Raw genomic sequence first — 13608 nt, 5'->3', positions numbered from 1 at the left:
TCACACCCCCGGGTGCGGAGCGGACCCTGCCCGCCGCCGTTCGCTACCTATGATCGACGAGGAGGTCGCCATGTCCCGTACCCAGTTGCCCGTCATCCAGGACTCCCCCGATGACCTGTGCGTGGCGCGAGTGCCGCTGTTCCAGGGGCTGAGCCACCAGGAGCTGCTCGGTGTCGCCCGGCTGGCCCGGCCCCGAGAGCTGGCGACGGGCGAGCAGGTGTACGCGGCCGGCGCGGACGCCTCGCAACTACTCGTGGTGCACACCGGCGCGGTGAAGGTCGCTCGCCTCGGGCCCAGCGGCTACGAGCACCTCATCCGGGTGCTCGGTCCGGGTGACTTCGTGGGTGAGTCGGCCTTCCTCAGCGGCCGCCCGCCGACCCACTACGCGACCGCGACCGAGCCGAGCAGTCTGTGCACCTTCCAACACTCCGACCTGGGCCGGCTGGTGCGAAGCCATCCCTCGATCGGTCTGCGGATGTTGCAGGACGTCAGCGGTCGGCTGCAGGACACGGAGTCGCGGCTGGTCTCCCTCACCTCCGGCGACGTCACCTCCCGGCTGGCGAACTACCTGCTCTCCCTCCGTGGACGTGCTGGGGCCGAGGGACTCGAGGTGGCGCTGCCGCTGGCGAAGAAGGACATCGCCTCGCTGCTCGACACCACTCCGGAGTCCCTCAGCCGTCAGTTGCGTCACCTCAGGGAGTCCGGGGTCGTGACCCCGCGCGGGACACGTGGACTGCTCATCCGGGACGCCGACGCCCTGATGGGACTCGCCTCCGGGAGCTGAGCCCTGCGACGTCCGACCGGTCGGTTGTCGGCCGGTCGGCGCAGCAGGCGCATCGCGTTGCCGATGACCACGAGGACCGAGACCTCGTGGACGAGCATCCCGATGGCCATCGTCACGCCGCCGAACAGGACCCCGGCGAGGAGGACGGCGACCGTGCCCAGGGCGACCGCGATGTTCTGACGCATGGTGTTCACCGTGCGCCGCGCCAGCGACACCGCTTCGGGCAGCGTGAGCAGATCGTCCTTCATCAGGGCGATGTCGGCCGTCTCGATCGCGACGCCCGTGCCGGCGGCGCCCATGGCGACACCGATGTCAGCGGTGGCCAGGGCAGGCGCATCGTTCACGCCGTCGCCGACCATGGCGACGACGTGTCCCTGTCGCTGGAGGTCCTCCACGGCGCGCAGCTTGTCCTCGGGCAGCAGCCCGGCCAAGACCTCGTCGATGCCGACCCGGGCAGCGGCAGCACGCCCCACGGGCTCGATGTCACCGGTCATCATGACGACCTTCTTCACCCCGACGGAGTGCAGGCGGGCAACCATCTCGGCGGCATCGTCACGGACCCGGTCCGCGACGGCGACGACACCGATCACCCGCCCGTCGCAGGCGACGACCATCGGCGTGCGGCCGGCCGACGCGAGCTGGGCGACCACCTCGCGCGCCTCGTCCAGGTCGTGACCGTCGTGGTTCTCGACCTCGATGAGTGGCAGGTTGCCGACGGCGATGCGGTGGCCGTCGAGCGATGCGACGATCCCCTTCCCCGGCACCGGCTCGGTGTGCGAAGGCAGGCCCAGGACGGGCAGGCCGGCCTCGGCGGCCGCCTCGAGGACGGGACGGGCGAGAGGGTGCTCGGATCCGGCCTCGGCGCGGGCGGCCATCCGCAGCACCTCGGACCCGTCGATGTCGGGGTGGAGTGCGACGACGTCCGTCAGCCGCGGGCGGCCCTCGGTCAGCGTGCCCGTCTTGTCGACCGCGACGACGTCGATCTTCGCCGAGGTCTCGAGGAACTCGCCTCCCTTGATCAGGATGCCGTCCTTCGCGCCGCGCCCGATGCCGGCGACGATGGAGACCGGGATGGAGATGACCAGCGCACCGGGGCAGGCGATGACCAGCAGGGTCAGGGCCAGCACGACGTCCGCCGTGACCAACCCGACGACGACAGCCAGCACGATGATGGCCGGTGTGTACCAGGCGGAGAAGCGGTCCATGAGGGCGTGCGTCCTTGCCTTGGCCTCCTGTGCCTCCTCGACGCGGTGGATGATCCGCGCGAGCGTGGTGTCCGCACCGACTCCGGTCGCCGTGACCTGCAGGAAGCCACCGGTGGAGACCGTGCCGGCGAAGACCTGGTCCCCGCTCAGCTTGTCCACCGGCATCGATTCACCGGTGATCGAGGCCTCGTCGAGGGCGCCCGTGCCCCCGGAGACCACGCCGTCCACCGGGACCCTGGCACCGTTCTTGACCAGGACGGTCTCCCCCTTCGCGACCTCGGTCGCGGGCACCTCGAGCTGCTGCCCCTCCCGCATGACGACCGCCACGTCGGGGGCCACGGCGATCAGCTCGGCCAGCGCCGCTCGGGTGCGGTTCAACGTCGCCGACTCGAGCGAGTGCCCGACGGCGAAGAGGAAGGTGACCGCGGCGGCCTCCCAGTAGTTGCCCACGAGGACCGCGCCGATGGCGGCGACGGAGACGAGCAGGTCGATCCCGATGACCTTGGCGGTCAACGCGTGCCACGCCTTGATCAGCACCGGCGTGCCGGCGACGACCGCGGCGGCGATCATCAACGCGTCGGCCCACGCGGTCGGACTCGTGCTCTGCGCCACGGCATAGGACGCTGCGATCAGCAGCGCGGAGAGTGCCGGGACGCTCCAGCGCCCCTGCAGCCGGGTGAGGGGGTTCATCGTGGTTCCTTCCTGGTCGGCCGGCGGGGGGTCAGAAGGCGGCCGGCCGGGCGGTGTAGCCCGCCTTGGCGACCGCGGCGACGAGGTCATCGGTGGACGCGACCGCCGGGTCGTGGACGACCACGATCCGGGCAGTGGCGAAGTGCACCTTCACCGACTCGACTCCCTTCAGCCGACCGACCTGCTTCTCGATCTTGGCCACGCACGAAGGGCACGAGAAGCCCTCTGCGCGAAGGGCGGTCGTGATCGTGGTGGGGCTCGTGGCAGTCATCGTGATGCGTCCTCTCACTGTGGTGATCCACCCCCATGGGGCGTCACTGCTGACGGTACGGATGGCGGGCGAAGCCGTCCTTGATGCAGGTCAAGCGGGTGCACCAGGGCGACGGGCGGTGTACCCGGGCGCGCCGATCCCTTCCCTCTGGCAGCGCCCGGCGGGGCCGTGCGCCATGGCCGCAGGGCGAGCCGGCGAACCCCTCCTTGACCCGGATCAAGTCGTCGCCCTGCCGGTTTCGAGTTCGCGCCCTCGGTGGGCCAAGATGTCCTCAACGACTCTTGGCAGTCGAGCCCGGAGCTGACAACACGGTGGGGTAGGCGATGGTTGAGCACGACCACGAAGCAACACGTTCGGGCGTCCCATGGCTGATGCTGGCCATGGCCACCATCGGCTTCGCCGTGAACTTCTGGGCATGGGCCCTGATCAGCCCGGTCGGTCCCCTCTTCCGCAGCTCCGGTCAGCTCGGCGAGCTGACCGAGTTCGACGTCTCGCTGCTCGTCGCGGTACCGGTCGTCGTCGGTTCGCTCGGCCGGATCATCGCTGGCTCCCTGACCGACCGCTACGGCGGTCGTGTGATGTTCCCGGTGATCTCGGGCCTGACCATCATCCCCGTGCTGTTCATCGGCTTCTTCGCGCTGAACTCGTACGCACTGCTGCTGGTCGCCGGCTTCTTCCTGGGGATCGCCGGCACCGTCTTCGCCGTCGGTGTCCCCTTCGTCAACGCGTGGTTCCCGCCGGCCCAGCGCGGTCTGGCCATCGGTATCTTCGGCGCCGGCATGGGCGGTACCGCGATCAGCGCCCTGACCACGGTGCAGCTGTTCGAGAAGGCAGCCGCCCTCCCCTTCCTCATCACCGCCGCTCTGCTGGCGGTCTACACCGTCGCGTCGTGGCTCATCCTGCGCGACGCCCCCGGTCGGGTCGTGCCGACGACGAGCATGGTGCAGCGCCTGAAGGCCAACATCACCCTCCCCGTGACGTGGCAGGCCGGCATCCTCTACTCCATCGCCTTCGGTGGCTACGTGGCCTTCTCGGTCTACCTTCCGGCCTACCTCATCACCGAGCACGGTCTCGATGCGGCAGACGCCTCCCTGCGAATGGCCGGGTTCGTCGTCGTCGCGGTGATCGCCCGTCCGATCGGCGGCGCGATGGCCGACAAGGTCGGCGCGATCCCCGTCCTCGGCGTCGTCTTCGCGGTCACCGCCGTGTGCGCCGCCATGGCGGCCGGGAACCCCCCGCTGCACGCCGGTGGCACGGTCGCCTTCCTCGCGATGGCCGCGGCCCTCGGCGCCGGCAGCGGCGCGGTCTTCGCGCTCATCGCGCAGGTCACCGACCCGGCGCGAGTCGGTGGTGTCACGGGCATCGTCGGCGCCGCCGGAGGTCTCGGGGGCTTCGTCCCACCGCTGATCATGGGCTACGTCTACGGGCGCTTCGACTCCTACGCGATCGGTCTGTGGTTGCTCGCGATCGCTGCCGCGCTCACGCTGGCGCTGACCTTCGGACCGGTCCGTCGGCTCGCCGCGGAGGCCGGCGCGCACTGACCCGGAAGCCCCTGGGCACCGAACGGGTCGCAGCACGGGTGTCCCCCCGACCGCTGCTGACCCTAGTGTGGTCACCATGGCCGGTCACCGACGCGCGGCCACGGCCGCGTCCCTCCTCGCCGCAGGCCTGCTGGCCGGCTGCACGGCCGGTGGGGACCCCCCTTCGTCCGCGACCTCCTCGACGACCACGGCGGACGACGCGCAGGTCACGACCGTCGCGGCAGGGCTCGACGTCCCGTGGTCGGTCGCCTTCCACGACGGCACGCCGCTGGTGAGCCAGCGGGACTCCGGCGACATCCTGGAGCTGGACGACGCAGGTGACACCCGCGTCGTCGGGAGCGTTCGGTCGGCGCGGGCCCGGGGCGAAGGGGGCCTGCTGGGCATCGCAGTGCGCGAGGACGTCCTCTACGCGTACCTGACGACCGACTCGGACAACCGGATCGTGCGGCACGACCTGACCGGGCAGGCCGGTTCACTCGGACTCGGCGACCCGGAGGTGATCCTCGACGGGATCCCGGCGGCGGGCGTCCACAACGGCGGGCGGATCGCCTTCGGACCGGACGGGATGCTCTACGCGACCACGGGTGACGCCGGGGACGGGGACGCCGCCCAGGACCTCGACTCGCTGTCCGGCAAGATCCTGCGGATGACCCCGGATGGGAGCGCACCGGAGGACAACCCCGTCGACGGCTCGCTCGTGTACAGCTACGGCCACCGCAACCCGCAGGGCATCGCCTGGGACGCCGAGGGGACGATGTACGCGAGCGAGTTCGGACAGAACACCTGGGACGAGCTCAACCTCATCGAGGCCGGGGCGAACTACGGGTGGCCCGAGGTCGAGGGGATCGGCGGCGGCGACGAGTACGTCGACCCGGTCCAGCAGTGGGAGCCCGCCGAGGCCAGCCCGAGCGGGCTGGCGGTCGCGGACGGGTCGATCCACATCGCGAACCTGCGCGGCGAGCGCCTGCGGGAGGTGCCCCTGTCGGACCCGGACTCGTCCACGGAGCGCCTCGTCGGCGAGTGCGGCCGGCTGCGGGCCGTCGTGACCACACCGGACGGCGAGCTGTGGGTGCTGACGAACAACACCGACGGTCGCGGCGACCCGGGGCCGGACGACGACCGGATCCTGCAGCTGCGGACGTCGTCCTGAGCTGGTGGGTGCATCCCGTCGATGCCGGGTGCTCCCTCTAGCCTGTGACCATGACCGACCAGCCCGTCGACAGTTGGCTCACCGACATGGATGGTGTGCTCGTGCAGGAGCAGCACGCCATCGCCGGCGCGTCGGAGTTCCTGACGACGCTGGAACGACTCGACCGCCCCTACCTGGTGCTGACGAACAACTCGATCTACTCGCGGCGGGACCTTCGCGCGCGGCTCCTCACCTGCGGACTCGACGTCCCGGAGGAGCGGATCTGGACGTCGGCACTGGCCACCGCCCAGTTCCTCGCCGAGCAGACGACGCGCGAAGGGGGTCGTGGCACCGCCTTCGTCATCGGGGAGTTCGGCCTCACCGGGGCGCTGCACGAGGCCGGGTTCGTCCTGAGCGAGCGCGATCCCGACTTCGTCGTGCTCGGCGAGACCCGCACCTACTCCTTCACCTCGATCACGCAGGCGATCCGCCACGTCGTCGGCGGCGCGCGGTTCATCGCGACCAACCCGGACACCACCGGTCCCTCGCCGGACGGCCCACTGCCGGCGACCGGTTCCGTGGCCGCTCTGATCACGGCCGCCACCGGTGTGCAGCCGTACTACATCGGCAAGCCGAATCCGCTGATGATGCGATCGGCCCTCAACGCGATCGGGGCGCACTCCGAGACCACGGCGATGGTCGGCGACCGCATGGACACCGACATCGTCGCGGGCATCGAGGCAGGCATGCGCTCCGCGCTGGTCCTGTCCGGGGTCACGCAGCGGCACGAGGTGACCCACCATCCCTTCAGACCGACGTGGGTGGTGGACTCGATCGCCGACGTCGTCCCGATGGTCGAGGAGCTCGCTCGACGATGACGCTTCCGGTCCCGGTGTCACTGCTGGACCGCTCGCGCACCCGGGCGGGCGAGCCGAGCGAGACGGCCCTGCGGGACACGGTCGAGCGGGCGGTGCGGGCCGAGCAGCTCGGCTTCCACCGGTTCTGGGTGGCCGAGCACCATGCCGTTCCGGGGATCGCGAGCGGCAGCCCACCCCTGCTGATGGCGGCGATCGCCGCTCGCACGGAGCGCATCCGGGTCGGATCGGGTGGCGTCATGCTGTCCAACCACAGGCCCGTCGTCGTCGCCGAGCAGGCCCGCATGCTCAGCTCCCTGTACCCCGGTCGGGTCGACCTCGGAGTGGGACGGTCACTGGGCTTCACCGCCCCCGTGCGCGACGCCCTGGGCGTGCACGAGTACCCGCCGGAGCGGTTCGCCGAGGACCTGACCGCACTCGCGGGCTTCCTCGGCGACGCCGGTCCGGTCACGGCGATGCCGAAGGGGGCACCGTCGCCGCCGCTCTTCGTCCTCGCCACCGGCTCCGGCCTGGCGGTGGCAGCGGAGCTCGGGCTGCCCGTGGTCGTGGGCGGCCCCGTGCTGTGGGGTGACCTCGCCCCGCTGCAGGACTACCGCCAGCGGTTCGTGCCCGGCCCGACCTGCCCGGACCCGTACGTCGTCATCAGCGCGGACGTGATGATCGCCGACACCTCCGCCGCGGCCAGGCAGCTCGTGCTGCCCGAGGCCTGGGCCATGGTGGAGTCGCGCACGACCGGCGCGTTCCCGCCCCTGCGGTCGCGGCCGGCGATGGCGCTCACCGACCGGCAGCAGGCCAAGGTCGACGAGCACCTGTCCCGCGCCATCCACGGGACACCGGACGAGGTCGTCACCGATCTGGGTGCACTGATCCACCGGACCGGCGCGGACGAGGTCATGGCCTGGGTGTCGACCCACGACCGTGAGGCCCAGGACCGCAGTGACGCTGCGCTGGCGGCGATGTCCTCGATCAGCTGACCGAAGGGGGATCCCCTTCCAGCGTGGCCAGGAAGGCCTCCGGATCGGAGGGAGTGAGGGTGGCGTTCGGGTGCAGGATCACGCCCCCGGGATCGATCGCCGGGACCGGGCGGTGGAACTGCAGGCACACCGCGCGGGCTCCGTTCGTCGCGAACGTGATGCCACGGTCTGCCAGTGACAGGTGGGCGGGACCGGCGGTCTTGATGAACGCGAACCCGCCGGAGAGGTCTGCCCGGGCGATGTTGTCCACCGTCGTCCGCAACCGCCACGGACCGAAACGCACGAAGAGCCCATCGTCGTCGAGCGTGGCCCACGTCGTCCGCGGGGTCACGCCGAAGGGCATCCCGGCAATGCGGTAGGCACGACTGAACGCGAATTCGAAGCGGGTCATGGCGCCACCGTGTGTGCCGGATGGTGCGCCGCACCGTGCCGGTCAGAAGTCGACGACGTCATTGTCGCCCTCGGCGCGCTCGCCCTTGACCGCCGATGTGACCAGGTTGGCCAGGCGCACCGTCTTGCTGCTGCCCGGGGCGTCCCAGTACTCCGCGGAGTCCGCCTGCACCTCGATGAGGATGTTGTTCGGGTTCTCCGGTCCGCCCGTCAGCCAGGCGTCGGTGAAGGTGCTCCACAGGTCACGCAGACGTGCCTCGTCGTCGACGATGCTGGCCGTGCCTGCGAGCGACACCCAGGAACCGTTGCCCGAGTAGGCGAGATTCACCCGCGGGTCGCTCTCGAGGTCTCGCACCTTGTCGCTGTCACGCTCGGCGATGAACAGCACCGTGCCGGTGAAGTCCGCGTCCTGGGTGGCCATCGGGTGCGCCGTCAACCGCCCGTCCGAGGTCACGTGGGTCATCATGGCGATCGTCGTCGAGTTGATGATGTCGGCGACCTTCTGCTGCGGCTCGTCCATGGTGCTTCTCCTAGCGGGTCGGTCTCCCGGGCGCACGGCCCGTGCGTGTGGTGGTCGAACGATGCGCCCCCTGTCCGGACAGGGGGCGAGGACGCCTGACGGCCTTCCTGTGACACGACCTACCCCGCCGGGTGCGTCTCCAATCCCCCGGCGGGAGCCACTGTGCGTCAGTCCTCGCGCGCTTCCCGGTCCGACGCCACGTCGTCGACGATGACGGCGATGTGGCGCATGCTCGACAGGAGCGAGCCGTAGAGCGGCCAGGCTTCCGTCGGAAGGTCCGCGTCGTCGGACATCTCCCTCGCCAAGGCGGTCAACCGATCGCGGATCGGCTCCACGTCCGCGTCAGGATCCGCGATGGCCTTGCCCGCGTCCCGGACGATGTCGCTCCAGCGCTTCCGGAATCGTTCGTCCCAGGCACCCTCGGCATAGGCGGCGTCGTGCAGTGTCCGGGCGAGGTGGCGCAGGTGAGAGATGCCCTCGTCGACGCGCATCAGGATCGCTTCGTAGCTGAGGTCGCGGCCCGTCACCGGCCAGGGGCCTCGTTGCCGGCCCAGCCGGTACCGGGGATTCGCGCGTCTGCTCTCGCGGGCGAACCTCACCGTCTGCCATGCGGTGTCGAGCTCGTCGCTCATCGACTCGGTCTCGCGACGCCACGCGTCGGCCTGGTCGGTTTCCCACGACGTCGCGAACTCGTCGGCCATGTCGACCAGCACATCACCCATGCGGCGGTTGATGCTGTCGACATAGCGCGCGGCCTGCTGGTCGCGCAGCGGTGGGATGAACATCAGGTTGACCGCGATCCCGATCGCGACACCGACGGCCACTTCGATGAGACGGTCGACGAGCAGCGGTTGCTGCTGGTCGAAGCCGCTGCCGAGGATGAAGATCGCCGTGGTCGCGATCGCCACTCCCTCGTCGCGGATCCACGAGACCCTGGCTCCGGCCAGTCCGACGAACAGCGCCAGGGCGAAGGTCCACACGCTCACGCCGAGGTAGGCGCCGATCACGAACGAGAGGCCGACGCCGACCGTGGACGCCACCGTGGTCTGGACTCCGCGCGACAGCGACCGGTGCACCGTGGCATGGACGGTCAGCAGCGCGGTCCACGGCGCTAGGAAGGCCAACTCGGAGCTGAAGACGTTGACCGAGATCCACCACGCCAGGGTGGCCGCGACCATGCTCTTGACGACCTGCAGCAGGTCGGTGGTGAACTCAGGGTCCTGCACGACCTCCCGCACTCGCTCCATGCACCCGATTGTGCACGATGCGACTCGGGGCGGCAGACCGCAGCGAGGCCGGCGCATCACCCCTCTGGCGCCCGAGCTACTACTAGTGGTAGTACTAGTGGTAGGGCGACCTGGGGCCACTTCACTCCTGTGGTCGGCAGAGCTCGCTCGACCACACGGGGGTGTGCACCTCCGTGCACCGTTGTGGAAGGGGCGACATGGCAGGCAAACCGATCATCGTCGGCATCGATGGATCTGCGGACTCCGTCCGAGCACTGAAGTGGGCGGCGGAGTACGCCCGACTGGTGAACGCACCCCTGGTGGGTCTGGTCGCTTGGGACCTGGAGCCCGTCTACGGGTACATGGCGATGACGAACTGGGAGACGTCCGAGTCCGTGGAGCGGGAGGCCCGCACGATGATGGCCGACGCCATCCGCGCATCGCTGGGCAAGGATGCGCAGATCGAAGAGCGCAGCGTGCGCGGGCACCCGGCGAAGATGCTCGTCGAGGCATCCGAGGGTGCGCAGCTGGTGGTCGTGGGCAGCCGCGGTCGCGGAGGCTTCACCGGGATGTTGCTGGGGTCCGTGAGCCAGCACGTCGTCACCCACGCGCGGTGCCCCGTCATCGTGATGCCGCACGAGGACCAGCGGAAGAAGTAGGCACCCAGCGACCGTGCCAGCAGTGGAAATCCGTGTGGGACGAGTGGTCGGGCGGAGGGCGCCTGCCCTCGCCCACCTGGCAGGAGAGGCGAGATGATGGACGAACCGATCGCAGTGGGTGTCGACGGATCCGCGGACTCGATCCGTGCACTGAGGTGGGCAGCCGACTACGCACAACTGGTCGACGCGCCGGTGGTGGCCCTGCTGGCGTGGGATCTGGAGACCGTCTACGGACGCGTGGTTCTCGCGGAGGGGGAGAGCAAGGAGACGGTCGAGGGCGAGGCTCGCGACGTGCTCGCCGACGCCGTCCGCGAAGCCCTGGGCGAGGACGCACGGGTCGAGCAGCGGACCGTGCGGGGCCACCCCGCGCAGGTGGTCGCCGAGGCCTCGGAGCGCGCGCGGCTCGTGGTCGTCGGTAGTCGTGGTCGTGGAGGCTTCACCAGCCTGCTGCTGGGATCGGTGAGTCAGCACGTCGTCACGCACGCAGCCTGCCCCGTGCTCGTGATGCCCCACGAGGACCCGACCTCCGCTTGAGTGCGCCGCCTCAGGGAGAGCCGGCGGGGAGGGGCCGGTGGCGGATCGTCACACTCTTCGTCGGTGGCAGAGCACCAGTGGTGCTCGCTCATCGGAGGGTGAGGTCGGGGTGACACAGAGAGAATCCCCGGCCACAGAACCAGCGGTTTCGCTGCTGTGCCGGGGATCTCCGGTGGTGGAGCTGAGGGGATTCGAACCCCTGACCTTCTCATTGCGAAGGCAATTTGGGGTTGTCCGGTCCCGAGAACCTGTCACGGTTGCTTGCGTTCCGTTGCGCCCGGTAGCGGCCGCAATGAGCTCGGGGGGCATCCGGGGGGCACGAAGAGCCGCCGACCCGATAGCGGAGCAGTCCCGGCCGGAGTGGTCGCGGATCAAGCGGCGAATCGACTCGAGAAGGCGTTGGCCACAGGCGCGGAGCGCGTCCCGGATGGAGCGACCATCGGCCGCTTGAGCCGGGACCGTGAAGGACGGATCGTGTAGCGGCGGGTCGACGGATCGAAGGGTGAGGGCGTCTCGGCACTAAACCGGGGCGCCTTCGTCATGTCTGGCCGTCCGTGTGCGGGCGGACGCGAGAACGGCCGCCAGGCCGCATGCGCAGCGGACGCCCGCGAAGCGGGCGGCCAGCGGCGACGGAGTCGCCGCCTTGAGCCAGTAGAGAAAGTTCTCACATGCGCGTGATTCGACCGCATGTCCTGTCCCGGTAGGTGCTTGACGCTCGTGTGTCAGTAGGTGCTTGACACTCTGCCGCGATTTCGGCGTTTTGCTCGACGATGTTCCGCGGACGTCGTCGAGCGGGAGGCCGGGAATGGCACTGGTTGCGTTGTCGGTGGTTGAGCAGCGGTTGGACGCGGTTCGGGCGGTGTTGGGCGGGGCCTCGGTGACCGAGGTCGCCGTCCAGGTCGGGGTCTCTCGCCAGTCTGTGCATGCGTGGGTGGTCCGGTATCTCAGTGAGGGCGTGGGCGGTCTGGCGGACCGGTCCTCGCGGCCGCGGTCGTGCCCGCACCAGGCTGCGGAGTTGCTGGAGCGGGTGGTGATCGAGTTGCGTCGGGAGCATCCGCGGTGGGGTGCGAAACGGATCCGGCTGGAGCTGCTGCGCAGGCCTCCTGCGTGGCATCGCGACCAGGCGTTGGAAGAGGGGCGGGTGCCGTCGGTGTCGACGATCAACCGGATCTTGCGACGGGCAGGGCTGGTGCTGGCCCGGCCCCGGAAGCGGTCCCGGGATTCCTACATCCGGTTCGAACGGCCCGGGCCGATGCAGCTGTGGGGCATCGACATCGTCGGCGGGGTGCAGCTGGTCAACACCACGACCGGCGAGCTGCGGGAGGCCAAGATCGTGACCGGGGTCGATGACCATTCCCGGTTCTGCGTGATCGCGCAGGTGGTGGAACGGGCCACGGCGCGGGCGGTGTGTGTGGCGTTCGCCCAAGCCCTGGCGCGGTACGGGGTGCCGGAGGAGGTGATTACCGACAACGGCAAGCAGTTCACCGACAGGTTCAGTCGGTACGCGCCCACGCGTGGGGAAGTGTTGTTCGACAAGATCTGCCGCCGCAACGGGATCACGCACCGGCTGACCTCGCCCGCGTCACCGAATCAAAACGGGAAGGTGGAACGTTTCCACGGCACCTTCCGTCCTGAGATCACCGAGCAGGGACCATTCGTGTCGCTCGAGGACGCCCAGGCCGCGGTGGATGCCTGGGTGGCGGGCTACAACCGCGACCGACCCCATCAGGGACTCGACGAGCACCGACCTGTGGTGCCCGCGGACCGCTTCGCTCCCGCCGAGCCCAGTGGGGTCGAGCTGTGGGTACCGCCGTCACTGGAACCGGCCCGCGAGCCAGCTACGGCGGCTGGCGATCAGCCGGCTGAGGTGAGAGCCGAACCTGTGGCACGTGCGCGTGGATCGGCGACGGCGATCGAGCTGTCCCGGCCGGTGCCGCGGTCGGGAAACATGACGCTGTGCGATCAGCAGTTCTGGCTGGGCCCGGCACGGGCTGGGCAGGTGGTGCGGTTCTGGGTCGACTGCGACTGGGTGCATCTGTCGATCGGTGGGCAGCGGCTCAAGACGGTCCGGTCACGATTGTCGGTCACCGACCTGGACAAGCTGGTCGCCCAGGGGGCGGTGCCCGCCGGCCCGCCACCGGTGGCATCGCGGGGCGGCCCGGCGAGCCGGTCCTCACGCACGGTCTTCGAGGTCGAACGGACCGTGGCCAAGAACGGCACCGTGTCGCTGGGTGGCCGGCTCGTGACGGCCGCGGAGATCCTGGCAGGGCGCCGTGTCGGGGTCTACATCGAGGACGGCTGTCCGCTGCTGTTCTTCGATCCCCAGACCCGCGAGCTGCTGCGCGCCCGCCCGAACCCGCTCGGCCCCGGTCAGGCCGCCCGGCTGCAACAGTCACGGCCGGTCGGACCGGTCCCGCGGCCATCGAGCGAACCGGTCACCGTGCAACGTCGCGTGGCCAGCAACGGGGTCCTGATGGTGGCCGGGCAAAAGGTCGCGGTCGGCCGTCAGTACGTCCAAGCAACAGTGACGATCCACGTGTCCGAGACGACCCTGGCCATCATGCTGCCCGATGGAGACACCAAGGTCGTGCGCCGGACCAACGAGCAGGCCGTGCGTAGCATCAAGGGACAGCGGCCGCGGACCGCTGACACCTCAACTTCCTAGGCAGAACGTCAAGGACGTGGTGACACAGATCCGTCAAGGCCCTACTGACTCAAGACAGTGTGATTTCGCCCGCGCGAAAACTACTCGTGTGTGCTGTAGACCCCGCACGATCTTTCAGGGCAGTGGAGGCCGCTGACGTGGGAGG

Annotated in this window: 13 protein-coding genes; 8 read left to right on the top strand and 5 right to left on the bottom strand. The window is 69.9% G+C overall.

The annotated features are described in order from the left end of the window. Positions 1 to 70 precede the first annotated feature (70 nt). Positions 71 to 784, top strand: a complete 714-nt coding sequence (locus V1351_RS02095) for a Crp/Fnr family transcriptional regulator (RefSeq protein ID WP_338750255.1) — start codon at positions 71 to 73, stop codon at positions 782 to 784. Here the strand turns inward: V1351_RS02095 and V1351_RS02090 are convergent. Further along, entirely contained in the window at positions 688 to 2679 is a 1992-nt protein-coding gene (locus V1351_RS02090; RefSeq protein WP_338750253.1) for a heavy metal translocating P-type ATPase, read from the bottom strand. The genes V1351_RS02095 and V1351_RS02090 overlap by 97 nt on opposite strands. Before the next feature lie 31 nt (positions 2680 to 2710). After that, a complete protein-coding gene (locus tag V1351_RS02085; RefSeq protein WP_338750251.1) occupies positions 2711 to 2950 on the bottom strand; it encodes a heavy-metal-associated domain-containing protein in 240 nt (79 codons plus the stop codon). Between the two features lie 323 nt (positions 2951 to 3273). Between V1351_RS02085 and V1351_RS02080 the strand changes: the two genes are divergently transcribed. The 4 genes from V1351_RS02080 to V1351_RS02065 all read left to right on the top strand — a co-directional run bounded on the left by V1351_RS02080 (position 3274) and on the right by V1351_RS02065 (position 7469). Continuing rightward, positions 3274 to 4491, top strand: coding sequence for an MFS transporter (locus V1351_RS02080; RefSeq protein WP_338750249.1), 1218 nt, complete (start codon positions 3274 to 3276; stop codon positions 4489 to 4491). Positions 4492 to 4567: 76 nt separating this feature from the next. Then, the gene (locus V1351_RS02075; RefSeq protein WP_338750247.1) at positions 4568 to 5641 is read left to right on the top strand and encodes a PQQ-dependent sugar dehydrogenase; all 1074 of its coding nucleotides are present in this window, start codon (positions 4568 to 4570) and stop codon (positions 5639 to 5641) included. Positions 5642 to 5691: 50 nt separating this feature from the next. Then, positions 5692 to 6498 carry an HAD-IIA family hydrolase gene (locus V1351_RS02070; protein WP_338750246.1) on the top strand — a complete coding sequence of 269 codons (807 nt, stop codon included), beginning with the start codon at positions 5692 to 5694 and terminating at the stop codon, positions 6496 to 6498. Further along, positions 6495 to 7469 (top strand): MsnO8 family LLM class oxidoreductase, encoded by a 975-nt coding sequence (locus tag V1351_RS02065; protein ID WP_338750245.1) that lies wholly within the window; start codon positions 6495 to 6497, stop codon positions 7467 to 7469. Before V1351_RS02070 ends, V1351_RS02065 begins: the two co-directional genes overlap by 4 nt. Here the strand turns inward: V1351_RS02065 and V1351_RS02060 are convergent. The 3 genes from V1351_RS02060 to V1351_RS02050 all read right to left on the bottom strand — a co-directional run bounded on the left by V1351_RS02060 (position 7462) and on the right by V1351_RS02050 (position 9626). Continuing rightward, positions 7462 to 7860, bottom strand: a complete 399-nt coding sequence (locus V1351_RS02060) for a hypothetical protein (protein WP_338750244.1) — start codon at positions 7858 to 7860, stop codon at positions 7462 to 7464. The genes V1351_RS02065 and V1351_RS02060 overlap by 8 nt on opposite strands. A gap of 42 nt (positions 7861 to 7902) precedes the next feature. Further along, positions 7903 to 8379 (bottom strand): pyridoxamine 5'-phosphate oxidase family protein, encoded by a 477-nt coding sequence (locus V1351_RS02055; RefSeq protein WP_338750242.1) that lies wholly within the window; start codon positions 8377 to 8379, stop codon positions 7903 to 7905. Positions 8380 to 8546: 167 nt separating this feature from the next. Further along, positions 8547 to 9626: an FUSC family protein gene (locus V1351_RS02050; RefSeq protein WP_338750241.1), complete on the bottom strand. Its 1080-nt coding sequence runs from the start codon at positions 9624 to 9626 to the stop codon at positions 8547 to 8549. 197 nt (positions 9627 to 9823) lie between these two features. Here V1351_RS02050 and V1351_RS02045 point away from each other — a divergent pair, with 197 nt between their 5' ends. From V1351_RS02045 to V1351_RS02035, 3 genes are all read left to right on the top strand, one after another. Next, the gene (locus V1351_RS02045; RefSeq protein WP_338750239.1) at positions 9824 to 10264 is read left to right on the top strand and encodes a universal stress protein; all 441 of its coding nucleotides are present in this window, start codon (positions 9824 to 9826) and stop codon (positions 10262 to 10264) included. 93 nt (positions 10265 to 10357) lie between these two features. Beyond that, positions 10358 to 10798: a universal stress protein gene (locus tag V1351_RS02040; protein WP_338750237.1), complete on the top strand. Its 441-nt coding sequence runs from the start codon at positions 10358 to 10360 to the stop codon at positions 10796 to 10798. Positions 10799 to 11618: 820 nt separating this feature from the next. Continuing rightward, positions 11619 to 13463 carry an IS481 family transposase gene (locus V1351_RS02035; protein WP_338752430.1) on the top strand — a complete coding sequence of 615 codons (1845 nt, stop codon included), beginning with the start codon at positions 11619 to 11621 and terminating at the stop codon, positions 13461 to 13463. Positions 13464 to 13608 lie beyond the last annotated feature (145 nt).

This window comes from Janibacter sp. A1S7, from assembly GCF_037198315.1.
In the GTDB taxonomy this organism is placed as follows: Bacteria; Actinomycetota; Actinomycetes; order Actinomycetales; family Dermatophilaceae; genus Janibacter; species Janibacter alittae.
The sequence above is the reverse complement of the archived record's forward strand: the minus strand, read 5'-3'. Positions and strand labels throughout refer to the sequence as shown.